Annotated in this window: 21 protein-coding genes; 8 read left to right on the top strand and 13 right to left on the bottom strand. The window is 69.6% G+C overall.

The genetic code is table 11. From position 1 onward, the window contains the following. The first annotated feature begins 80 nt into the window (after positions 1–80). The 4 genes from ureA to ureG are packed head-to-tail and all read left to right on the top strand — an operon-like array spanning position 81 to position 3,985. A complete protein-coding gene (gene ureA, locus CYFUS_RS45920; RefSeq protein ID WP_095990990.1) occupies positions 81–854 on the top strand; it encodes an urease subunit gamma in 774 nt (257 codons plus the stop codon). Further along, positions 851–2,566, top strand: coding sequence for an urease subunit alpha (ureC, locus tag CYFUS_RS45915; protein WP_095990989.1), 1,716 nt, complete (start codon positions 851–853; stop codon positions 2,564–2,566). Before ureA ends, ureC begins: the two co-directional genes overlap by 4 nt. Before the next feature lie 10 nt (positions 2,567–2,576). Further along, positions 2,577–3,239, top strand: a complete 663-nt coding sequence (locus CYFUS_RS45910; RefSeq protein ID WP_095990988.1) for an urease accessory protein UreF — start codon at positions 2,577–2,579, stop codon at positions 3,237–3,239. Positions 3,240–3,247: 8 nt separating this feature from the next. Then, positions 3,248–3,985 (top strand): urease accessory protein UreG, encoded by a 738-nt coding sequence (ureG, locus tag CYFUS_RS45905; protein WP_095990987.1) that lies wholly within the window; start codon positions 3,248–3,250, stop codon positions 3,983–3,985. A 58-nt stretch (positions 3,986–4,043) separates the two neighbouring features. Here the strand turns inward: ureG and CYFUS_RS45900 are convergent, their stop codons facing one another. Together CYFUS_RS45900 and CYFUS_RS45895 are read right to left on the bottom strand one after the other, a co-directional pair. Continuing rightward, positions 4,044–6,701 carry an efflux RND transporter permease subunit gene (locus CYFUS_RS45900; protein WP_095990986.1) on the bottom strand — a complete coding sequence of 886 codons (2,658 nt, stop codon included), beginning with the start codon at positions 6,699–6,701 and terminating at the stop codon, positions 4,044–4,046. A gap of 145 nt (positions 6,702–6,846) precedes the next feature. Next, positions 6,847–7,425, bottom strand: a complete 579-nt coding sequence (locus CYFUS_RS45895) for an MlaC/ttg2D family ABC transporter substrate-binding protein (protein ID WP_095990985.1) — start codon at positions 7,423–7,425, stop codon at positions 6,847–6,849. A gap of 231 nt (positions 7,426–7,656) precedes the next feature. Between CYFUS_RS45895 and metK the strand changes: the two genes are divergently transcribed. After that, complete coding sequence (gene metK / locus CYFUS_RS45890) at positions 7,657–8,868, top strand: methionine adenosyltransferase (RefSeq protein WP_095990984.1); 1,212 nt, start codon at positions 7,657–7,659, stop codon at positions 8,866–8,868. 70 nt (positions 8,869–8,938) lie between these two features. On the opposite strand, the gene CYFUS_RS45885 is transcribed toward metK, so the two are convergent. From CYFUS_RS45885 to CYFUS_RS45835, 11 genes are all read right to left on the bottom strand, one after another. Beyond that, a complete protein-coding gene (locus CYFUS_RS45885; RefSeq protein ID WP_157759041.1) occupies positions 8,939–9,457 on the bottom strand; it encodes a hypothetical protein in 519 nt (172 codons plus the stop codon). An 83-nt stretch (positions 9,458–9,540) separates the two neighbouring features. Beyond that, positions 9,541–10,581 carry a hypothetical protein gene (locus tag CYFUS_RS45880; RefSeq protein WP_095990982.1) on the bottom strand — a complete coding sequence of 347 codons (1,041 nt, stop codon included), beginning with the start codon at positions 10,579–10,581 and terminating at the stop codon, positions 9,541–9,543. An 11-nt stretch (positions 10,582–10,592) separates the two neighbouring features. After that, entirely contained in the window at positions 10,593–12,305 is a 1,713-nt protein-coding gene (locus CYFUS_RS45875) for a FliG C-terminal domain-containing protein (RefSeq protein WP_095990981.1), read from the bottom strand. A gap of 3 nt (positions 12,306–12,308) precedes the next feature. Next, complete coding sequence (locus CYFUS_RS45870) at positions 12,309–12,935, bottom strand: OmpA/MotB family protein (RefSeq protein WP_095990980.1); 627 nt, start codon at positions 12,933–12,935, stop codon at positions 12,309–12,311. Further along, complete coding sequence (locus CYFUS_RS45865; protein ID WP_095990979.1) at positions 12,932–13,732, bottom strand: MotA/TolQ/ExbB proton channel family protein; 801 nt, start codon at positions 13,730–13,732, stop codon at positions 12,932–12,934. Before CYFUS_RS45865 ends, CYFUS_RS45870 begins: the two co-directional genes overlap by 4 nt. Positions 13,733–13,736: 4 nt before the next feature. Then, positions 13,737–14,414, bottom strand: a complete 678-nt coding sequence (locus tag CYFUS_RS45860) for a tetratricopeptide repeat protein (protein WP_095990978.1) — start codon at positions 14,412–14,414, stop codon at positions 13,737–13,739. Further along, positions 14,408–15,571, bottom strand: coding sequence for a hypothetical protein (locus tag CYFUS_RS45855; RefSeq protein WP_095990977.1), 1,164 nt, complete (start codon positions 15,569–15,571; stop codon positions 14,408–14,410). Before CYFUS_RS45855 ends, CYFUS_RS45860 begins: the two co-directional genes overlap by 7 nt. Next, positions 15,561–17,264 carry a hypothetical protein gene (locus tag CYFUS_RS45850; protein ID WP_157759040.1) on the bottom strand — a complete coding sequence of 568 codons (1,704 nt, stop codon included), beginning with the start codon at positions 17,262–17,264 and terminating at the stop codon, positions 15,561–15,563. The genes CYFUS_RS45855 and CYFUS_RS45850 overlap by 11 nt, the downstream gene beginning before the upstream one ends. Continuing rightward, entirely contained in the window at positions 17,261–17,863 is a 603-nt protein-coding gene (locus tag CYFUS_RS45845) for a hypothetical protein (RefSeq protein WP_095990975.1), read from the bottom strand. The genes CYFUS_RS45850 and CYFUS_RS45845 overlap by 4 nt, the downstream gene beginning before the upstream one ends. Beyond that, positions 17,863–18,849, bottom strand: coding sequence for a hypothetical protein (locus CYFUS_RS45840; protein WP_157759039.1), 987 nt, complete (start codon positions 18,847–18,849; stop codon positions 17,863–17,865). Before CYFUS_RS45840 ends, CYFUS_RS45845 begins: the two co-directional genes overlap by 1 nt. Positions 18,850–18,963: 114 nt before the next feature. Then, positions 18,964–19,455 carry a YchJ family protein gene (locus CYFUS_RS45835; protein ID WP_095990973.1) on the bottom strand — a complete coding sequence of 164 codons (492 nt, stop codon included), beginning with the start codon at positions 19,453–19,455 and terminating at the stop codon, positions 18,964–18,966. An 80-nt stretch (positions 19,456–19,535) separates the two neighbouring features. Between CYFUS_RS45835 and CYFUS_RS45830 the strand changes: the two genes are divergently transcribed. From CYFUS_RS45830 to CYFUS_RS45820, 3 genes are all read left to right on the top strand, one after another. Beyond that, entirely contained in the window at positions 19,536–20,429 is an 894-nt protein-coding gene (locus CYFUS_RS45830) for an undecaprenyl-diphosphate phosphatase (protein WP_095990972.1), read from the top strand. Positions 20,430–20,431: 2 nt separating this feature from the next. Further along, the gene (locus CYFUS_RS45825) at positions 20,432–21,019 is read left to right on the top strand and encodes an NUDIX hydrolase (RefSeq protein ID WP_095990971.1); all 588 of its coding nucleotides are present in this window, start codon (positions 20,432–20,434) and stop codon (positions 21,017–21,019) included. Positions 21,020–21,273: 254 nt separating this feature from the next. Then, positions 21,274–21,645, top strand: a complete 372-nt coding sequence (locus CYFUS_RS45820; protein ID WP_095990970.1) for a response regulator — start codon at positions 21,274–21,276, stop codon at positions 21,643–21,645. The last annotated feature ends 53 nt before the right edge of the window (positions 21,646–21,698 follow it).

Raw genomic sequence — 21,698 nt, 5'->3', positions numbered from 1 at the left:
CTGGCCGCGCATGACGCGTCGCGGTAGGGTCCGTGGGTCGTCCCGGTTTTCACTCCGGGGCCACCTGTTCGGAGGAACGCATGCATTTGTCGCCGCGTGAGATCGACAAGCTGCTGCTGCACGGCGCGGGCTTCCTGGCCCAGAAGCGTCTGGCGCGGGGCTTGCGGCTCAGTTACCCCGAGTCCGTGGCGCTCATCGCCACGCAGCTGCTCGAATTCATCCGCGATGGCCGGAGCGTCGCCGAGCTGATGGACCTGGGGCGCAAGCTCCTGGGCCGCGCGCAGGTGATGGAGGGCGTGCCGGAGATGGTGGCGGAGGTGCAGGTGGAGGGCACCTTTCCGGACGGCTCGAAGCTGGTGACGGTGCACCACCCCATCGAGGCCGAGCACGGAGACCTGTCCCTGGCCCTCTACGGCAGCTTCCTGCCGGTCCCCTCGCTGGAGCGCTTCTCGCGCGCGGCGGACGCGACAGCCGCGGAGCAGCGGCCCGGTGAGGTGATCGTGCAGCCGGGCGAGCTGGTGCTCAACGAGGGCCGCGACGCGGTCACCCTGGAGGTCGTCAACAAGGGAGACCGTCCCATCCAGGTGGGCAGCCACTACCCGTTCTTCGAGACGAACCGGGCGCTCGTCTTCGACCGCACCCAGGCCTATGGGCGGCGGCTGAACATCCCCGCGGGCACGGCGGTGCGCTTCGAGCCGGGAGACCCCAAGAAGGTGTCGCTGGTGACCATCGCGGGAGCGCAGGTGGTGCGCGGTGGCAATGCGTTGAGTTCCGGGCCGATGACGCCGGAGAACAAGGAGCGCGCCCTGGCCGAGGTGGCCGCGCGTGGGTTCGGACACAAGGAGGGCGCATGAGCCGGAAGATGGATCGCCGTCACTACGCGGACATGTTCGGTCCCACGACGGGAGACCGGGTCCGCCTGGGTGACACGGGGCTGGTGGCGCAGGTGGAGCGCGACCACACCGTCTACGGGGACGAGTGCAAGTTCGGCGGCGGCAAGGTGCTGCGCGACGGCATGGGTCAGAAGGCGGGCGCGAGTGACGCCGAGGCGCTCGACTGCGTCATCACCAACGCGCTCATCATCGACTGGACGGGCATCTACAAGGCGGACATCGGCATCAAGGCGGGGCGCATCGCCGGCATCGGCAAGGCGGGCAACCCGGACCTCATGGCCGGGGTGACGCCGGGCATGGTGGTGGGCGTCACCACCGAGGCCATCGCCGGCGAGGGGCTCATCGTCACCGCGGGCGGCTTCGACTCGCACATCCACTTCATCTGCCCCCAGCAGGCGGACGAGGCCATCGCCAGCGGCATCACCACCTGGGTGGGCGGTGGCACGGGCCCCGCCACGGGCACCAACGCCACCACGTGCACCCCGGGCTCCTGGTACCTGCGGCGCATGCTGGAGTCCTGTGACACCCTTCCCCTCAACATCGGCCTCACCGGCAAGGGCAACAGCTCGCGCCCCGAGGGACTGCTGGAGCAGATCGCCGCCGGGGCCATCGGTCTCAAGCTGCACGAGGACTGGGGCACCACGCCAGCCACCATCGACACCTGTCTGTCGATGGCCGAGGGCGAAGACGTGCAGATCACCATCCACACGGACACGCTCAACGAGTCGGGCTTCGTGGATGACTCGATCGCCGCCTTCAAGGGCCGCACCATCCATACCTACCACTCGGAGGGCGCGGGCGGCGGACACGCTCCGGACATCATCCGCGTGTGCGGCGAGCCCAACGTGCTGCCCAGTTCCACCAACCCCACGCGTCCGTATACGGTGAACACGTTGGATGAGCACCTGGACATGCTCATGGTGTGTCACCACCTGGACCGGGAGATTCCCGAGGACGTGGCCTTCGCGGAGAGCCGCATCCGGGGCTCGACGATCGCCGCCGAGGACGTGCTGCACGACCTGGGCGCCATCAGCATGATGTCCTCGGACAGCCAGGCCATGGGCCGGGTGGGCGAGGTCATCACCCGCACGTGGCAGACGGCGCACAAGATGCGCGAGCAGCGCGGGCGCCTGCGCGAGGAGCAGGGCGACAACGACAACGTGCGCATCCGCCGCTACGTGGCCAAGTACACCATCAACCCGGCCATCGCCCACGGCATGGCGCACGAGCTGGGCTCGGTGGAGCCGGGCAAGCTCGCGGACCTGGTGCTCTGGCGCCCGGCCTTCTTCGGCCTGCGTCCGGAGCTGGTCATCAAGGGCGGCTTCATCGCCTGGTCGCAGATGGGAGACGCGGGCGCGTCCATCCCCACGCCGCAGCCCTACTTCATGCGCCCCATGTTCGGCGCACGAGGCCGGGCGACGGGCTCCACGAGCCTCGCCTTCGTGTCGGCGCGCGCGCTGGCCGAGGGCACGGTGCGGGGGCTCGGGCTGACGAAACAGCTCGCCGCGGTGCGCCGCTGTCGGGGCATCGGCAAGCGGGACATGAAGCTCAACGACGCGCTGCCCCGCATCACCGTGGACTCGGAGACGTACGAGGTGCGCGCGGATGGGGAGCTGCTCGTGTGCGAGCCCGCCGTCCGGCTGCCGCTCGCGCAGCGCTACTCGCTGTTTTGAGACTCGCACCATGGGCTCTTCCTGGAGGGTGTTGCAGCTGGCGGACTCGGGCTTTCCCACCGGGGGCTTCGCGCACTCGGGGGGACTGGAGGCGGCGGTGCAGCACGGCGAGGTGCGCGGCCGCGAGGGGCTGGAGCGCTTCGCGCGGGAGCTGCTCTGGCAGGTGGGGCATGGCGCCCTGCCCGCGCTGGGCGCCGCCCACCGCGAGCCCTCCCAGGTGGCGGTGGTGGACGCGCGGGTGGAGGCGTTCCTCACCAACCACGTGGCCAACCGGGCGAGCCGCACCCAGGGCCGGGCCTTCCTGGACACCTGCGCGCGCATCTTCCCCGAGCAGGTCGGGCCCCTGCGCCATGCCGCGCGCGAGGCCGGGGTGCGCTTCCACCACGCGCCCCTCTTCGGCGCGGTGCTGCGCGTGCTGGAGGTGGAGCTGCTCGAGGCCCAGCAGCTCCTGCTGTCCCTGTCGCTCCGCGGCGCGCTGTCGGCGGCGGTGCGCATGGGAATCGTCGGCACGCACGAGTCCCACCAGCTTCAGCACCAGCTCACCCCACTGCTCGACGAGGTGCTCGCTACCTGTGGCGGACTGGGCCTGGAGGCGCTCGCCCAGACGTCACCGTTGTTGGACCTGCTCGGCTCCACGCATGACCGGTTGTACTCGCGGCTCTTTCTCTCTTGAGGTGATCCATGCACGACGACGAACACCGTGGCCACGGCCAGGACGACGCTGACCACACGCACGAGGAGTGGGACCATCCCGGGCACTTCCACGAACGCGAGAAGCCCCACCGCGCCGACTTCGCCCAGCGCTCCTTCACCATCGGCATTGGCGGGCCGGTGGGCAGTGGCAAGACGGCGCTGGTGCTGGCCCTGTGCCGGGCGCTGCGCGACAACTACCGCCTGGGCGTGGTGACCAACGACATCTTCACCAAGGAGGACGCCGAGTTCCTCGTGCGCAACCAGGCCCTGTCGCCCGAGCGCATCAAGGCGGTGGAGACGGGCGGCTGCCCCCACGCGGCCATCCGCGAGGACATCAGCCACAACCTGCTCGCCCTGGAAGAGCTGATGGAGGAGCTCAAGCCGGAGCTGCTCATCGTGGAGAGCGGTGGCGACAACCTGGCGGCGCAGTACAGCCGGGAGCTGGCCGACTACACCCTCTACGTCATCGACGTGGCGGGTGGGGACAAGGTGCCGCGCAAGGGCGGGCCGGGCATCACCCAGTCGGACCTGCTCATCATCAACAAGACGGACCTCGCGCCGCACGTGGGCGCGGATCTGGCCGTCATGGAGCGTGATGCCCGGAAGATGCGCGGCGACGGGCCCTTCGTCTTCACCCAGGTGACCAAGGGGGTGGGGCTCCAGTCGGTCATCGATCACATCATCGGCGCCTGGCGCAAGGCCACCGGGCCGGCGTCCCGGAGCTGAGTTCCGGGGCGGAACGGGTGGATCCGGACAGGTGCTTCCGGCTCCACCACCGGGTTTCTCAGGCGGCGTGCTCCGGCGTGTCCGACTTGTCGGTGGACGGAGCGCTGGGGGCGCCCGGAGCGGAAGCACTCGCGGCGCGCTGACCCGCGCGGCGATCCCACATCACCTGCATCACCGCGGCGAGCACCGTGAAGGACACGATGAGCGTGGTGATGAGGCCGATGCACGCCACGAGCCCCATGGACTTCAGGCCGTTGTGGCTGGCGACGAGCAGGGCGGCGAAGCCCGCGGCCGTCGTCAGCGTGGACGAGGCCACGGCGGCGCCCACGCTGCGCAGGGCCACCATGGGGGAGGTGCCCTCGAGGAAGCGGTGCAGCAGGTACAGGCCGTGGCTCACCCCGAAGCCCAGGAGGATGGGCAGGATGATGATGTTCATGAAGTTCAGGTGGATGTCCGCCAGCGACATGATGCCGAGCATCATCGCCAGACCCACCGTGAGCGGGATGACCGAGGCGAGTGCCAGCGACACGCTGCGGAAGTCCAGGAAGTGCATGAACAGAATCCACAGCGTCACCAGGAACACCGCCAGCTTGCCGTCCGCGAGCACGATGCGCGCCAGCCGCGCGAACAGCGGCGCCGCCCCCGCGGCCCGGTGGATCTGCGCCGGGGCGATCACCTTGCCCGACGCGTCCTTGATTTCAGGCGTGGGGATGGAGCTCGTCTGGTCCGCGAAGTCGAGCATCTTCTTGCCGTCCCACAGGTCCACGGCCGGGTAGATGAAGGTGAGGTAGCCGTGGTTCTCCGGCTTCGTCTCCGGCAGGTGGATGAACTGCTCGCGGTAGTTGGCCGGCACGCCGTGCACGTCGAAGGGCCGGGCCTCGAGCATCTTCATGAACAGCGCCGCCTTGTCCTGGGTCTCGGGCGGCAGCGCGTTCACGTCGATGTCCTTGAGCTCTTCCTTCCACTCCTGGAGGATCTTCGCGTTGGCGGCCGCCGTCTCGGGCGGCGGAACGAAGGTGTAGATGCTCACCACCTGATCCACGGTGTTGTACTTGTCCGGGTGCTGGGTGAGCTCCTCGTAGATGGCCTTCGCCTCCTCCAGCGTCTTGGAATAGACGGCGATGGGGTCCGCGGAGATGTTGAAGCGCCTGGTGATCTCATCCTGCAGCCGCACCGACGGCTGGCCCTCGGGGATGAGCGCGCGGCTGTTGTAGTTGAAGCGCACGCCTCCCTTGACGCGCTCCCACAGGGTGGTGGAGCGGTCCAGGGGGATCTCCTCGCTCGTCCAGTTGATGGCGCAGGCGCACAGGGCGAGCACGACGACGGTGCTCACGCCGAGCACCAGCCCCGGCTTGGGCACGCGCAGCTCCTGGCCCGACTTGCTGTTGAGCGCCGGGGGCTTCATCTCGCCGATGAGCTTGCGCGGCAGCTCGGGGTTGATGCGGCCCGCGATGGACAGCAGCGCGGGGCTCCATGCGAAGAGCAGCACGCCGATGATGAAGGTGCCGCAGCCGGCCAGGAAGCCGAACTGGCTGAAGCCGCGGAACTCGCTGACCATGAGCACGAAGAACGAGCCGGACGTCACCACCGCGGCCACCAGGGCGGGCCGGCCCGCGTTCACCACCGCGTCGCGGATGGCCTGGTCGTACCGCTTGCCCTGGCCCAGCTCCAGCCGGGTGCGGAAGATGAAGTGGATGCCGTAGTCGATGCCGAAGCCCATGAGCAAGCCACCGAGGATGCTGGTGATCATGTTCAGCTCGCCCACGGTCACGTAGGTGAAGCCCATGGTGATGATGGTGCCGACCACCGTGCCGCTCGCCACGATGATGGTGGGCACCCACTTGCGGAAGGCGAAGATGGTGATGATGAAGATGGCCGCGAACGCCAGCAGCGTCACCGGCTGGAGCGACTCCTCGATGGCGTACGAGTCGTCCACCGCCGTCTTGTAGGAGCCCGTGAAGCCATAGGCCACGGTCTGCTTGTTGCCCATCAGCTCGTAGTCCTCCACGAGCTTCACCCCGCCGGACTCGGGCAGGCTCGAGTAGGCCGTGAGCTTCTGGCGCAGCTCCTCGATGTACGCCCGGGACTTGCCCAGCTCGTTGGAGTCCCACATCGGCTTGATGAGCATCATGATCATCTTCTTGTCGTTCGAGATGTTGTAGTCATCCCGGATGCTCTTCTTGCCGACGCTGCCGTACTTGTTCAGGAGGTCCGTCATGTCGAGCTTCACCGGCTCGGTCTTCTGGATCTCGATGAAGAAGGGGTTGGCGCGGCGGATCTGATCCTTGAGGAAGGCCATGATGCGGCGCTTGCCCTCGACCAGGTCCTCCGTCTTGATGAACAGGGCCATGTTCTGCTGGATGAACTCCACGGGCAGCTTCCAGGTGACGGAGCGCACGTTCTGCTTGTCCGCCAGCAACTGGGCGCCGAGGTCGTCCGCGACCTTCTTGAGCGTGGCCTCGTCGTCTCCGCGCAGCGCGAGCATCAGGTGGCCGCTGCCACCGATCATGTCGATGATGCGCTTGACCTCCTTGACCTCGGGCAGGCCCTGGTCGATGAGGTCGAGCTGGTTGGAGTTGATGGTCAGCTTCGTGGTTCCCCACAGGCACACGGCGAACAACGCGGCGATGACCAGGAGAACGAGCCCGGGCCTGCGGACCAGCAGGCTGGCATAGGCGAGGGCGAGGCGCGGCGGCTTGTGGATCGAGTCACTCATGCGGCCGCGGACCCTAGCGGAGAACCGCCCCCACCAGAAGCGCGGCGAGGGTCCTCATCGCCCGTCCAGCCGCTCTCCGGGGTGCCCTGGGGCCCGAGCCTCCCGATGGGAATAAACCCGGGCCCCCGCGGCAAGACCACGACTGCTACTTCTTGGACAGTTCCGCGTCCTTCTTGCGCATCATGTCGAGCAGGTGCTCCCAACCCCCCTGCTGGAAGATGGGGCGCACCTGGTCATCGCGGATACCGGTGAGCATGGAGTCGCCGAGCACGAACACGTCGAGCACCTTCCAGGCGTTCGAGTCCTTCACCACCGCGTACTTCAGCTTCATCTCCTGCTTCTTCATCGGGTGGTTGATGATGACGAGCGAGCCCACGTTGCCCTTGTTCCCTTCCACCGAGGGCGGGTCGTAGGTGATGGATTGCAGGTTCTTGAAGTTCTCGCGCACCTTGGGGAAGGCGATCTTCGCGAAGAGGCTGTGGAAGAGCCTGGTGAATTCCTTGCGCTGGGCGTCGGTGCCCTTGGCCCAGTCCTCGCCGAGCAGGAAGCGGCCCATCTCCTCGTCGGCCAACTGCTTGAGCGCCAGGTCGTCCTTGCTCAGGCGCACGGACTGGACGACCGTCTTCACGGGCTTGGCCGCGGCCTCGTTGGACTCCGCGGCGAGCGCGGGCATGCAGAGCACGAGAGAGGCCAGGAGGGTCAGGGAGCGAAGTCGAGTGTTCATGAGGTTCCTTCAGGTTGAGGAGCGGTCTCTACTAGCCCAGAGAGGAACGGAAGGCCGGGGGTGAAATTCAGAAGGCTTTCTGCCGGTGGACACAGCCGGGGGCCCGCCTGGCCGGTGGCAGCGGTGGGTGAATTTTCCAGGAGTGGTTCCGGGTTTGACTCTCCTGAATCCCCAAGTCTACTGTGACCCGCTTCCTCGATTCGCCTGCCCGTCAACCCCCAAGAAGAACTCATGCCGACTGACTACCTGTTCACCTCCGAATCCGTCACTGAAGGGCACCCGGACAAGATCGCCGATCAGATCTCCGACGGGGTGCTGGACGCCATCCTCTCCAAGGATCCCCAGGGCCGCGTGGCCGTGGAGACCCTGGTGAAGACGGGTCTGGCGATCGTCGCTGGTGAGGTGACCACCAACTGTTACGTCGACATCCCGAAGATCGTCCGCAGCACCATCTGCCGCATCGGCTACACGGACAGCTCCATGGGCTATGACGGCAACACCTGCGGCGTCATGGTGGCCATCGAGGGCCAGAGCCAGGACATCGCGCGCGGCGTGGACAACAAGAAGGAGCAGGGCGCGGGCGACCAGGGCATGATGTTTGGCTTCGCCTGTGACGAGACGCCGGAGTTCATGCCGGCCCCCATCCACTACGCCCACGCGCTCACCAGGCGCCTGGCGGACGTGCGCCGCAAGACGCACGACTGGCTGCGTCCGGACGGCAAGAGCCAGGTCACCGTCGAGTACCGGGGCGGCCGTCCCGTGCGCATCGACGCGGTGGTGCTGTCCACGCAGCACTCGGACGACATCTCCAACAAGAAGATCCACGAGGCCATCCGCGAGGACGTCATCGCCAAGGCCCTGCCCAAGAAGCTCATCGACGCCAAGACGAAGATCTACATCAACCCCACCGGGCGCTTCGTCATCGGCGGCCCCATGGGCGACTCGGGCGTGACGGGCCGGAAGATCATCGTGGACACCTACGGCGGCATGGGCCGTCACGGTGGCGGTGCCTTCTCGGGCAAGGATCCGTCCAAGGTGGATCGCTCGGCCGCGTACATGGGCCGCTACATCGCCAAGAACGTGGTGGCCGCGGGACTCGCGCGCCGCTGCGAGGTGCAGGTCTCCTACGCCATCGGCGTGGCCGACCCCGTGAGCGTCCTGGTGGAGACCTTCGGCACGGCCGCCGTGCCCGAGGAGAAGATCGTCGCCGCCATCAAGCAGACGTTTGGCCTCAAGCCGCGCGAGATTACCGAGCACCTGGATCTGCTGCGCCCCATCTACCAGAAGACCGCCGCGTACGGTCACTTCGGCCGCGCGGAGAAGGAGTTCACCTGGGAGCGCATCGACAAGAAGGATGCCCTGCGCGCTTTCGTGGGCCTCTCCGCGTCGGCGCCGGCGCCGGCGCCGGTGGCCGCCAGCACCCGCCTCAAGGCGGCCGTCTGACGTCGCGCGCCTGAGCGCATCCGGAGCATGAACGCGCGTGGGCCTCTGGGGTCCACGCGCGTTTTTCGTTTCATCCGCCGAGCGCGAAGTCGACGAAGATCTCCACGTCCGAGCTCAGTCCCACGTCCGAGAACTCCCACTGGAGCAGGCGCTGGCGAAGGCACTCGGCCAGCTCCCGGGGCAGGCGCTGTCCGGACGCGAAGGCGACCGACTTCGTGGCTCCCCCGCGCGCCACGCGAATCCTCGCTCCCAGCGTCGTGGGCGCTCCGGGGGGCAGGGCGCAGGCGCGCAGGTCCGGGGCTCGCGCCTCCATGGCCCGGCGCAGCAGCGCCCGCTGCGAGGACATGGGCGCCGCCGGGGGGGGAGGGGAGGGCTTGGGTGCCACCTTCTTCTTCACCACCGGTCGCGTGACGACGGGGGGCGGCGGTGGTGCCTCGGGCACGGCCACGGGTGGGGGCACGGGCTCGGGAGTGGAGGGCCACAGCCAGAAGAGCATGAACAGTAGGAGCAGCGCCGCGAGGCCCCACCTCCAGCGCCGCGCGGGCCGGGACGCGGCGGTCGGGCGCCTCCTGGCCCCACGTGCGGCCACGACTCGGGGCGCTCCGCGCGGACGCCAGGCGGTGCGGACTCCCCCCGCCACCGGCCCGGCCCTTCGCGGTGCGCCCCGTGCCCTCATCTCTGGTCGGCGGGCAGGCTCAGCAGTTGGGCCCAGTTCCTCGCGAAGCCGCGCGAGAAGCCCGCCCAGTCCTGCGCCACGGCCTGGCACAGGTCGATCCGCGTCCCCAGTCCGGGCTGGAAGCCGTTCAGCCCGACGCTGAAGGGCTCGTAGAAGGGGTGCTCCGAGGGGCTGATGGCATCGAGCGCGGTCCGCGGGAAGGTGCTCATTCTCGCGCAGCGCTCACGCAACTGCGCGTAGCTCTCGTTCTCCGACGTGGAGACGAAGAGGAAGCGCGTCTGGGATCGGGGGATGCGCCAGGCGGAGGTCGGGGGACTGCCGATGTTGAGCCAGGGCATGTGCTCGACGCCGAACCGCTCCGCCGGGGTCTTCTCGGCCGGGTCACAACCGGGGCCGTAGTCTTGCGGATGGCTCCCATGGTCGATCATCACCACGAGCAGGGCGCCGAGCGGGTCCGCGAAGGGACGGGAGCCAGACGATGCCACCGTGGCCTCGCTGAGCCGGACCGTGAGCGACAGCAGGTGCTGGCTGCTGCAGCCGGTGGGAGTCGTGCCGCTGTAGGTGGCCGCGCTCTCCAGCAGGGACTGCACGCTCGCGGCGGATGGAGTCGCGCTCTCGTTGCCCGACAACAGCCTCGGCTCATAGAGCGAGCCCACGGCCGTTCTCCGGATGTCGAAGCCCTGGGCGATGAGCTGCTGGGTCATCGTCTCGATGAGCGAGCCATACGAGGCGGCCAGATTCGCCGTGCTCCGGTCGATGCGCACCAGCCAGAGTACGCCCGTTCCACGGTCTCCGTTCGCGCCGCCACCCGGGAAGTTCCCCCGTGGCCCAGAGCCCGCGTCCCAGGCTCCGCCGTCCCAGCCGCCACCTCCGCCTCCGAGACCGCCGTCCCATTCGATGTCGAAGCCGCCGTCCGATGTCGGACGTTTGCCCCCATCGGGCCACTCATCTCCTCCGTCCAAGCGGATCAGATCCGGTGGCTCGATGATGCAGCCGCTGCCCAGGGTGGCGACAAGAATCAGCCCCAACGCGCGCATGAACTATCCCCTCAATTGGCGCGCCCGGCGCGCGCGCCATTCTGCGATGTGCTCAATCCCCTGCGAATCATCTCATCCTTCACACAGGCAAGCAGCTCTCTTCTGGCGCCAGTGAACTCCTCTGGACGTCCCCCGCCGCGCATTCCCAGCTCCTCGCGCAATTCGCGCTGGAGCGAGGCGGGGCAGGCATTCAACAGTTGTTCACGCAACGAGCCCTCGGCCCCACTCAGATAGGTGACGACCTGGGCCGCGGGCAGGCGCAGCAGGGCCGCACCGAGCACCTCCACCGGCGCGTTCACCAGGGTGGACTCGGTGACCAGGGACGAGGCCAGCTTCTCCGAGCCTTCCTGCCGCAGCCGCTCGACGAGCCGGTCCTGATCGGCCATGGACAGCGTGTCGAGCACCTCGCCCAGGACGCGCTCGAGCTGGGAGACGCCTCCCGTGCTCTCGGCGAGCTGGGTGCGCAGCTCGTCCGCCACCGCCAGGGCGTAGCGCGTGCTCAGCTCGGGCTGGCGGGCGAGGCCCAGCGCGAGCTCCCGTCGCTGGGCGGAGTTCAGGGACTGCAGGGCCGTCGAGCGCAGCGCGGAGGGCGCGAAGCGCAGCGCCACCTCCCGGGCTCCCGGCGCCAGGCCCAGGCACGCGCTCGCGAAGCGTTCGGGCCGCACCCCCTCCAGGAAGGCGAAGGCCATCTCCACCGAGCCTTCCGCCTGGGTCAGCCGCGAGGCGATGGTCCGCCCCTCCAGGTCGTACAGCGCGGAGGCCCGTGCTCCCTCGTCCACGGAGGGCACGCGCCCCAGCTCGGCGGCGAGTCCCACCAGCGACGCGGACAGAGCGGGGTCTCCTCTCAGGTCCTCCAGGAGGAACTCCCCCATCTCCCGGGTCCACAGCGCCACCTGCCGCAGCTCGCCCCGCGCGAGCGCCTCGCGCACCACGGCGTTGCGCACCGAGCGCTCCTCGCGCAGCGTCCGCTCCAGCCGCCCGGCCCGTTGGGACGGGTACTCGGTGGGGGCGGGAGGGGCCGCGGGCGCGGGCTCGAGGGGAGGCAGGGGCAGCTCCGGCCCATACTCCAGGCCCGGGGGCGGCGACGCGCGGCGGGTGGCCACCACGAGCAGCACGCCCAGCACCAGCACCGTCAGCGCGAGCAGCGCCGCCACCGCCAGCAAGGGGGCCGCCTCCAGCAGTCGCTCCTCGGCGCGCTGGCTCAGGGGCACCTCGGGCTTGGGCTCTGGCTCGTTTTCGGGTGGAGGGGTGGGCGTGGCCGAGGGCGGGGGCGGCTTCGCCTCGCGGGGGGGCGCCTCCAGGTGGGGGGCGTTGCGTGGCGGGAAGGCCACGGATTCCATCTCGACCGTGGGCTGGGCGCTCACCGTCTTGAGACGCTGGGCCACCAGGTCCTTGAGCCGGGTGCGGAAGGGGCCCGGTAGCTGGCTGTCCGTCAGCACGCGCGCGCTCACCGAGCGCAGGGTAGGCAGGCTCGCGCTCGTCGACAGGCTCTCGAAGCCCGGAGCCGCGCCGCCCACGGCCTCCTCCTCGACGCGGGCCTCCACCGACACGAGCACGCATTGCTCGGGGCAGAGGGTGCGCAACAAATCGGTGATCTCCGTGCGAGCCCGCTCCTCGGACTCCGCGCGCAGGCGGGCCTGGGGCGTGGAGGGCGCGGCCGGGGCAATGCCCGCCCAGGCCAGGACGGGAAGCAGCGGCAGAAGATGTCGTGACAGGCGAGTCATTGGCTATTCCACCCGGATGACGACCCGGCGGTTGGCGGCGCGTTGTTCCTCGGGCGAGCCCGGGACGTCGACGCGGCGGGTATCGGCGAAGCCCCGCACCGACATCCGCTCACGGCCCACACCGCTCTGCTCGAGGGCGGTGCGCACGTTGATGGCGCGCTGCGAGGACAGCTCCCAGTTGGAGGCGAAGCGGGCGGTGCGGATGGGCACGTCATCGGTGTACCCCTCGATGACGAGCCCACGAGAGGGCAGCGTCTGTAGCATCCGGGCGATCGAGGTGATCGCCGCGTTGCCCTCGGCGCGGATGTCCGCCGAGCCCGAGTCGAACAGGAGCGCGTCCTTGAACTCGATGGCCAGCCCGTCCGTCTCCTGGCGGGTGAGCACCTTCTGCTGCAACCCCTCCTGGGTGATGAAGGTGTCCACCTTGTCCTTGAGCTCCTCCAGGGGGGGCGCCTCGCCCGAGAGCGAGGCCGCCATGCGCTCGAACTGCGCCATCTTCGGCGGCGACACGGCGAGCAGCAGCACGAAGAAGCCGATGAGCAGCGTCAGCAGGTCCGCGTAGCTGATGAGCCACAGCTCGTCCTCCTGGCCGCCTCGCAGCATCTCTTGCAGCTCTGGATCCTCCTTCACGGCTCACCCGCCGTTCCGGTGGCGATCTCGGCGGCCGGGGCGCCCGCGCCATGGGGCGAGGTGCCGGACAGCTCGAAGAGCTTGCGCACGTCCGCGAGCGGCTTGTCCTCGCGGATGAGCACGAGCGCGCGGGTGATGAGCCGCGCCTCCTCCACCGCCACCGTCATGTGCGAGTGGATGACGCGTCCGAGCGGCTGGTACACGGCATTGGCGAGCAGCAGGCCGTACAGGGTGCACAAGAGCGCGAGCGCCATGGAGGGGCCGAGCTGCTCGAAGCGCGACAGGTCCTTGAGCAGCGAGATGAGTCCGAGCACCGTGCCCACGAGGCCCGTGGCCGGCGCCACGCGCGACAGCGTGCCCAGGACGTCCTCGGCGCGCTTCATGCCACTCACCATGCAGAAGAGCGACGTGCTGGCGGTGCTTTCGATGTCCGCGGTGGAGTACTGGCGGATGACGAGGGGCCCGAGCTGCCGCAGCACGTCGTGTTGCGCCTGATTGGCGATCTCCAGCGCGCGGGCCGGACGACGCTGGCGCACCTCGGCGGCGAACTGGGTGAGGGCCTCATAGAGCTGGGCGCGCGAGCGCGACGCGGAGAAGCGCAGCGCGCGCACCACCGCCCGCGCCGCGCCCCCGAGCTCGCTGAACTTGTACGAGGCCACCGTCATGCACAGCGGCGCGAACCCCAGCAGCACGAGCGAGGGCACGTGGATGATGCCCCCGAAGCCGCTCGCGTGCCCCTGGGTCAGGGTGTAGGCCAGGGTCAGGCCGAGCCCCAGCATTCCGACGATGAAGTGCATGGTCCTACTCCTCTCCCGCGGTGGTGGCGCGCAGGGCCTCGGCCACGCCCGCGTCGTCCGGATTGATGGACAGGGCCTTCTCCCACGCCTGCCGGGCCAGCTTGGGCTGGTTCAGCTTGACGTAGAGCGAGCCCTTCATGGCCAGCAGCCGCGCGTCCTGGGGGTATTCCTTCTCCAGCGCCACGAGCTCGATGAGGGCCAGTTCGTATTTGCGCGCGGCGTACATCTCCTTCACCCGCGCCACGCCCCCCAGGTAGCTGCGCGTGCGCGCCGCCCGGTTCGCGTCCACCACCGGGGCGTTGCCCGCCGGCTTCGTCTCGCCCTTGGACGCGGGGGCCTTGTCCTGCTTCAAGCCCAGCACGGACTCGGCGAGCATCTCCTCGTCCGCGGAGGTGAGCATCTCCACGGGACTTCCGCCCGCGAGCGGCAGGCGCACCTCGTAGCCCCCCGACTCCTCGGGCAGCTCCATCTCCCACACGCGGCCGTTCTCGGCCAGACGCAGGATGTACTTCTGCGGCGGCGTGAGGGGCGGGCCCCTGTCCCTGTCGGCTCCTGGCCGCCGGCTCGGGGCCGCCGAGCGCCGCATCTCATCCGGCACCACCATCACCTTGGTGGTCGGAGTGGTCGTGCACGCGGGCAGCACCGCCGCGAGCAGCAATCCCCAGTACCTGGAGTTCACCATGTGAAACCCATCCCTAGCTGCGGGGTCACCCCGCCCACGAAATACGTACTGTCCTCGCTGCTCGCGAAGGGCACCAGGTACCCGAGGCTCGCCTGGACGGTGATCCGGTGCGCCAGCACACACTCCGCCTGGGCGTTGATCATGGGCGAGTTGCCCGTCACCCCCGTGACGAGGAAGCCCACGGAACCGCCCCCGAAGCAGTTGATGCTGTAGACGTTCTCCTTGTTGATGCGCGAGAGCAGCGTGGCCTCCAGCAGCGCGCCTCCGATGCGCGTGGGGTTGATGATGGCCGCCACCGTCCCGCCCGCGCGCCAGGTGCGCTCCTCCCCGAACGCCTCGGTGAACCGGTAGGCGGTGTAGGGCGCCCAGATGGCCCCGTCCGGATGGTTCTGGGTGGGGATGATGATGGCGCCCAGGTGCACCGCGTGATTGAAGCGCGGCTTCGCGTTGATGCGGTCCTCCAGGTCCTTGAGCCGCGCCTCCCGGTGCTGCACCTTGTCCGCGGAGCGGTAGAGCAGCGCCGTGTGCGGGTGCACCCGGTAGCCCTCGGCGAAGAAGATGGAGGCGTCATCCCCGCGCACCATCTCCACGTCGAACGCGAAGGAGTTGGGCGCGGTGTACAGGGTGAGGCTCGCGCTGAGCACCACCTGGGCGTTGTACTTCTTCATCACCTCCTGCAGGTCCTCTCGGCGCGCCAGACCCCGGCGCACCACCCACGTGCCATCCTCCACCTGGGCGTGCGTGGCGTAGCACTCGTAGCAGCGCACCACCCGCACGTTCGCCGCGCGGTAGATGGCGGCCACCAGGCGCGCCTCGAAGACGCTCGCGAACTCGGGATTCATGTTCTCCGAGACGCGCACCCGCTCCAGGAGGATGGGAGAGATGCGGCTGGCGCCCAGGCGCGCCACGTCCGCGGCGAACTCGTCGATGATCTCATCCAGCACGTCGTTGGCGTCCACGCGGTCACCCGGTCGCACGAGCCGTCCCTCGCGCGCCTCCAGCCGTGGGGGCGTGCGCGGCCGGGCGTAGATGCTGGCCTCGGCGGACATCTCGTTGTCGGGGGGTGACGTCGGCGGCGCCTCTTCTGTGGGCGTCTGGGCCCCCGCGCCGAGCGCCCACAGGAGCCCGGTGAGGAGGACGATGGCTTCACGGCGCATGCGGAACCTCGGTCTTCGCGGGAGCGGAGACGGGGGAAGCGGGCTCGCGCGGGAACCAGTCGCGCCAGGAGCCCTCGGGAAGGGGAAGGGCGAGCAGGGACCACAGCTCTGGCCAGCTCACGGTGAGGGGCGGCGGAGGCTCGAGTCCCGGAGGCGCGCCCACCGCCACCTGGCCCACCGCGACGAAGGCCTCCAGTCGCTTGCCCTTCGCCGCCGCCTGGGGCCCCCGGTCCTCGAGTGCCGCGAGGAGCGCGGGAAAGGCCTTCTCGTGGCGCGAGTGCACCGCCTGGCGCATCCCCTCCAACTGGGCGGCGAGCAGGGGGCGCCACCGCGCCTCCGTCAGGTCCGCGCTCGCCGTCACCAACGTCTGTGCGAGCGCGAGCACGATGCGGTCCACCTCTTCCAGGTCCTTCGTGGGCACGGGCTCCTGACGGCGCAGCGAGAGCAGCCGCTCGATGGCGCGGGTGAGCCCCGTCGCGTCGCCCGAGGCGAGCGCCACCTCGGCGCGCAGGGTGTGCCCCCGGACCCGGAAGAGGGCGCTCTTCTCGAGGAGCAACCGCTCGGAGACGTCGAGCGCCAGCCGCACGTTGCCCCGGTCCAGCGCGAGGCCTCCCAGGGTGGCCAGCCGCCGGGGGAAGGCGGCGGCGGGTCCCAGGTCGCGCAGCAGCGTCAGGGCCTGGGTGTCCAGCGTGCCGCGCGCCAGATCGGCCAGGGCGATGCCTCGCAGCGCCTCCACCCGGGAGTCCTGGGCGCTGGCGAGGGCGGGGAAGATGGAGGGCCACATGCGCGCGAGCGACTCTCGTTCCCCGAGCGCCTGGTACGCCAGCGCCCGCCGGTAGAAGACATCCCAGCGCTGGGGCGACTCGGAGAGGGAGGCCCGGGCATCGGGCCTCGGGGCGTAGGGCTCGGTGATCGCGAGCACCTCCCGCCAGCGGGCCTCGGTGGACAGGTGCGCCGCGGCCTGCGCGACGATGGGCATCCGCAACGGGGAGAGCACGGGCTCGTCCACGAGGGACAGGTAGCCCGCGGGGGGATCGATTCCGAGGCCGAGCCGCAGCAGTTGGCCCAGGGGCCGCAGGGCGTCGCCCATGGCGGAGGGATTCAACCGGCGCGCCACCTCCCGCGCCTCGTCGGCCCGCCCGAGCGTGAGCAGCCGGGATGCGCGGTGGTAGAGCAGCCGGTGCGCCACCTCCGCGCCCAGGGTCTTGTCCACCTCCTGCTCCAGCTCGGAGGTGAGCAGGGGCAGCTCATCCGTGGCGGGGACGGGCTGCCCACAGGACGAGGGCCGCAGCCGCAGCTCGAGCGTCTCGGAGGACCAGTTCTCCTCCTCGATGGGCCAGCGCAGCGCCTGCTCCTTGGGGAGCAGCGCGGCGCGCCGGAAGAAGTCGGGGGTGAGCACGTCGCGCCACAGCGTGGCGGAGGAGGCGGCGGACGCGCCGAGCCGGCCCCGGCGGGCCACCTCCAGTCGCAACAGAGCGCGCGGGGCCCGGGGGCTGTCCTCGGGCCGCAGCGGCGCGAGGGGCTCGCAGTTGAGGAAGCTCACCACGTCGCCGAAGAGCCGCTGCCGCTCGGCATCGGCCGGGTCCACGGGAGGCGCGGTGAGCCGCTCCACCAGCGCGGTGAGATCGCGGGCCCAGAAGGGCTCGGCGTAGGGATGGGTGGCGAGCGCCACCGCGAGCAGCGGTACCCTCACAGCACCACCCCGAACGTCAGCGTGGGCAGTACCCCGAGCGACACGAGTCCCCGCTGGCGCTTCTCGAAGGTCACCACGAGGGGCACATCGAGCTGGGCGTGGACGCGCGGACTCACGCGCACGAGCAGGCCGGGGCCGACCATCGGCGAGGGGCTCACCCCGCGATCGGTGAAGGTGAAGCCCAGGTGGCCGGCGGCCTGCACGTCGAAGTGCAGCAGCGTCCCGGTGCCGACGAGCACCTTGCCGTAGCCGAGCGCATGCCGCCAGCCGGCCGCGAGCAGCGCGACGGGGCGTTGGGCGTCGGGGACGAGGCCGGTGCGGTCGAAGACCTCGGAGCCCGCGGCGCTGAGCGAGGAGAAGAACAGGGCGAGCTTGAGCTCCACGCCGCCCGTCTCCATCGGGTACCAGCTCCCGGAGAGCAGCAGGCCCGGGTTGTTGTAGTAGTCGCCGCGCGCCAGGTAGCCCGGGCCTCCCGTGGCGAACACGTGGCCCTGCTTGAGCAGGAGCCGCCGCTCGACGCGCACGGGCGTGCCCTCGGTGCCGGGAATGGGCGAGGCGGGATCCGCGGCGAGCAGGACGAGGAGGAGTCCGGAGAGCATCAGAGGGAGCCCGACAGGAGACAGCGGGGCGTGGCGTTCCAGGACAGCAACTCGCCCTCGGAGGTGGAGAAGAAGCGCTCGCAATGCTCGCGACACGCCTCGAGCGCGAAGCGGATGGTCACCGGTTCGAGCTTCTGGTTGCGAGGGACCGGCTCCTGCGTGGGGACGGTCACCTGGTAGCGGGGGGGATAGGCCGCGTTCACCGTGAGGGTCTGGGGTCCGTAGACGAAGTTCATGCCGCTCAGGCCGGTCGCGTAGGTACACCCCTTGAATTCCCGCACCCAGGAGAGCTCCTGCGAGGTGAACAGGGCAAAGCCCCCCGCGGGGGGCTGCTCGTGCTGGATGAAAGGCAACTGCGCCCGGGCCAGCTCCTCGAGCTTCGCCGTCAGGCGGGGATCCGAGCTGTAGGTCCAGAGCGCGCTCTGGGTGAACCGGATGTTGCTCAGGACCTCCTGGGTCGTCAGGGCCCAGACTTGAGGGGAGTTGCCGCCCCCGTTTTGCAGATTGATGAAGTCTTCCCTCAGGGACGGCGGAAGCGTCAGCTCCACGTTGTTGAAGTAGAGCAACACCGGCTTGAACCGTCCCTGACCGAAGCGTGCCACCGCCGCCGCGTGCTGCTCCGCATAGCGGGTATAGGGGTACGTCCGTTGGCTGGGCTGTACACACCCCGGTGAGAGGTCATGGACGGACAGCTCCATCCCCTCCCGGCCCGGGGGGAGCAGCGCGGCCCGCAGGGTCGCCGTCAGCTGCCCCTTGACGCGGGTGCACTCGGCGGCATTGGGAATGTGGAGGTCGAAGATGAGGCCGTAGACCACGGGAGTATCGCGCACCTTCATCACCCGTTCACGGGGCAGGGTGCTGATGTCGGGCGGGTAGGGGTCCACGAAGTACGTCTCGCAGCCGGCCAACAGGGCGCCCAGGAGCGCCAGACCGCCGAGACTTCCTCTGCCCTGGTGGCGTGATGACCTCGACCGCGTCCGATTCACGTGAACGACCCGTCCCCCGCTTCGGCCCGCATGCGCGTGGTGGGCAGCGTTTTACCCGAAGGGGCCTCGGGTCTGAAAGGGGGGGGTCATCCCCCCTTCAACCGGGCGGACCCCCTACTCCCCGGCCGGACCCCCGGACGCGGCGAAGGTGGCCAGGGTGAGGGACTCGGGGGGCGCGGGCAGGGACTGGGGGGCGCGCGCCTCGCCGCTCCGGTAGCGCCAGCCGGTGCCATCGTGGCGGAACTCCGAGCGCTCCACGAAGGAGCGATCCTTGCCGCTCTCGAAGACGCGCGCGTAGAAGAGCACCACCGACGTCCCGGACGGGTCGGTGAGCTGGCGGTCCAACACGTACAGCCGGGGGTACTTGAGGGCGCTGGCCTGGGCGCGCAGCTCGCGCACGAAGTCTTCCCGGGGCCGGGAGCGGTCCGGGTGGTCGGGGTGCAGGGTGCGCCAGAGGTAGTCCACCTCGCGCAGGGCGAAGGCGCTGTAGCGCGAGCGCATGAGGGCCTCGGCGTCGGGTGCTTCCGCGGTGCCACGGTGGTAGCGGGCGCAGCACGCGGTGTAGCGCAGGCCCGAGGAGCAGGGGCAGGGGGGAGTGGGGGGCATGAGGTGTTTCCGGAAGACAGCTCCGACGTGAAGGACCTTGCTGCCCTGGAGGCTAGCGCATACATGCACTTCCCTCCTCTATGAGTCTCTTCCAAGCCATCGTTCTCGGACTGGTCCAGGGGTTGACCGAGTTCCTGCCCATCAGCTCCACCGCGCACCTGCGCATCGTTCCGGAGCTGTTCGGCTGGGCCGATCCGGGCGCGGCGTACTCGGCCGTCATCCAACTGGGCACCGTGGCGGCCGTGCTCATCTACTTCCGCAAGGATCTGGTCACGCTCGGCCGGGCCTTCTTCCAGGGGCTCGTGCGGCGCCAGCCCATGGCCACCACCGACTCGCGCCTCGCGTGGTTCGTGCTCGTGGGCACGCTGCCCATCGGCGTGTGCGGCCTGCTCTTCAAGAAGAGCATCGAGACGTCGCTGCGCTCGCTCTACGTCATCTCGGCGAGCCTCATCCTGCTCGCCCTCATCCTCTTCGTCGTGGAGCGCCTGGCCTCGCACCAGCGCACCCTGGAGCAGATGACCTGGCGCGACGGCATCATCGTGGGGCTGTGGCAGGCGCTCGCCCTCATTCCGGGCTCCTCGCGCTCGGGCACCACCATCACCGGGGCCCTGTCCCTGGGGCTGCGGCGCGAGGACGCGGCGCGCTACTCCTTCCTCCTGTCCATTCCCGCCACCTCGCTCGCGGGTCTCTTCGAACTCAAGCACCTGCTGGAGGCCACCGAGCGTCCCTCGACGCTGGCGCTGGTGGTGGGCACGCTGGTGGCCTTCGGCTCGGGATGGGCCGCCATCGCGTGGCTGTTGAGCTACCTGCGCCGACGCTCCACGCTCGTCTTCATCGTCTACCGCGTGGCGCTCGGCTGCCTGCTGCTCGTGCTGTTGCAGCGGGGCGTGCTGCACCCCCAGTCCGGGTTGGAGAACACGGACACCCCGAAGAAGCCCCTCATGGTCCCCGTGGAGAAGCAACTGACGGAGTAGCCGTGCACCCTCTCTTCGACGCGCTCGAGAATCAGCTGTCCACCCGGCCGCCCCAGGCGTTGCGCATGCCGGGGCTCGTGCTGCGCGAGGCGGCGGTGTTGGTGCCCCTGCTCCTGCGCGACGGGGTGCCCCAGGTGCTCTTCACCAAGCGGCCCACCACGCTGCGCCACCACGCCGGCCAGTACTCCTTCCCCGGCGGCTCGCGCGACGCCGTGGACCCCACGCCCCTGCAGACCGCGCTGCGCGAGACGCGCGAGGAACTCGGCATCGACGTGACGGGAGTGCGCGTGCTCGGTGCCCTGGACGAAGTGCCCACCCTGGGCGGCTCGGGCTTCCGCATCCAACCCTTCGTGGGCGTGCTTCCCCATGGCCTGGAGTACAAGCCCAACCCCGCGGAAGTGGAGTTCATCGTCGAGGTGCCCCTGGCGCACCTGATGGATCCCACCGCCCACCGCGTCGAGCCCCACTTCTCACGGGGCGTGGCGTACGAGGTGGATTTCTACACCTACGAGAGCCACGTCATCTGGGGCGCCACCGGCCGCATCCTGCGTCATCTGTTGGGCCTCACCCGCGCGTTGTCCCCGCCTTGAGGTGCTTCCAGGGCTTTAGAAATTACAGGCTGGCGCCGCATGCTCCGGTGCGGGTGCATGGCCCGAGACGTTCCAGGTCGCGCGTCCGCTGTTGCTATTGCTCGCACCCGGCTTCTTCGTGGATGGTTCGGGCTCGCCGCGCGTCGTCTCTGACTCGTCTCCCGAGCGCTCGTTCATCCGTGGCACGGTGTGTCCCGGAACGAGCAACCCGCATGGGGTGGGGCGGGGGCGTGCCGGTGTGGTTCGGAGCCCGTATGGCCAGGATTCTCATCGTCGATGACGAAGTTCATGTGGTGGGCGCCCTCCGCAGACTGCTGCGGCGCGAGGGCTTCTCCATCGAGGTCGCGCTCGGGGGCGAGGAGGCCATCGAGAAGCTGGCCACGTTTCCCGCGGACGTCGTCATCTCCGACTTCCGCATGCGGGGGATGAACGGCCTGGAACTGCTCGGCCAGGTGTTGCGGATCGCGCCTTCGGCCGTGCGGGTGCTCATCTCCGGCCATGCGGACCTGTCTTCCGGTGGACCCGAGGCCGGTGTCATCTCCCACTTCATCAGCAAGCCGTGGGATGATGACCGCCTCATCGCCGATGTCCGGGCACTGCTGGGCGCGCAGCGCTCGGCCTCCTGACGGATGAGAGGGCGCATGCCCTCCTGGTTGCCCTCCGGGCTCCGCCGTGGGGG

Origin of the sequence: Cystobacter fuscus (genome assembly GCF_002305875.1) — a bacterium.
Lineage (GTDB): Bacteria > Myxococcota > Myxococcia > Myxococcales > Myxococcaceae > Cystobacter > Cystobacter fuscus_A.
The sequence above is the reverse complement of the archived record's forward strand: the minus strand, read 5'-3'. Positions and strand labels throughout refer to the sequence as shown.

Excerpts from the sequence above, each read along its gene's own strand:
- ureA (WP_095990990.1), top strand. The coding sequence starts at position 81 with ATGCATTTGTCGCCGCGTGAGATCGACAAGCTGCTGCTGCACGGCGCG.
- ureC (WP_095990989.1), top strand. The coding sequence starts at position 851 with ATGAGCCGGAAGATGGATCGCCGTCACTACGCGGACATGTTCGGTCCC.
- CYFUS_RS45910 (WP_095990988.1), top strand. The coding sequence starts at position 2,577 with ATGGGCTCTTCCTGGAGGGTGTTGCAGCTGGCGGACTCGGGCTTTCCC.
- ureG (WP_095990987.1), top strand. The coding sequence starts at position 3,248 with ATGCACGACGACGAACACCGTGGCCACGGCCAGGACGACGCTGACCAC.
- CYFUS_RS45900 (WP_095990986.1), bottom strand. The coding sequence starts at position 6,701 with ATGAGTGACTCGATCCACAAGCCGCCGCGCCTCGCCCTCGCCTATGCC.
- CYFUS_RS45895 (WP_095990985.1), bottom strand. The coding sequence starts at position 7,425 with ATGAACACTCGACTTCGCTCCCTGACCCTCCTGGCCTCTCTCGTGCTC.
- metK (WP_095990984.1), top strand. The coding sequence starts at position 7,657 with ATGCCGACTGACTACCTGTTCACCTCCGAATCCGTCACTGAAGGGCAC.
- CYFUS_RS45880 (WP_095990982.1), bottom strand. The coding sequence starts at position 10,581 with ATGCGCGCGTTGGGGCTGATTCTTGTCGCCACCCTGGGCAGCGGCTGC.
- CYFUS_RS45875 (WP_095990981.1), bottom strand. The coding sequence starts at position 12,305 with ATGACTCGCCTGTCACGACATCTTCTGCCGCTGCTTCCCGTCCTGGCC.
- CYFUS_RS45865 (WP_095990979.1), bottom strand. The coding sequence starts at position 13,732 with ATGCACTTCATCGTCGGAATGCTGGGGCTCGGCCTGACCCTGGCCTAC.
- CYFUS_RS45860 (WP_095990978.1), bottom strand. The coding sequence starts at position 14,414 with ATGGTGAACTCCAGGTACTGGGGATTGCTGCTCGCGGCGGTGCTGCCC.
- CYFUS_RS45855 (WP_095990977.1), bottom strand. The coding sequence starts at position 15,571 with ATGCGCCGTGAAGCCATCGTCCTCCTCACCGGGCTCCTGTGGGCGCTC.
- CYFUS_RS45845 (WP_095990975.1), bottom strand. The coding sequence starts at position 17,863 with ATGCTCTCCGGACTCCTCCTCGTCCTGCTCGCCGCGGATCCCGCCTCG.
- CYFUS_RS45835 (WP_095990973.1), bottom strand. The coding sequence starts at position 19,455 with ATGCCCCCCACTCCCCCCTGCCCCTGCTCCTCGGGCCTGCGCTACACC.
- CYFUS_RS45830 (WP_095990972.1), top strand. The coding sequence starts at position 19,536 with ATGAGTCTCTTCCAAGCCATCGTTCTCGGACTGGTCCAGGGGTTGACC.
- CYFUS_RS45820 (WP_095990970.1), top strand. The coding sequence starts at position 21,274 with ATGGCCAGGATTCTCATCGTCGATGACGAAGTTCATGTGGTGGGCGCC.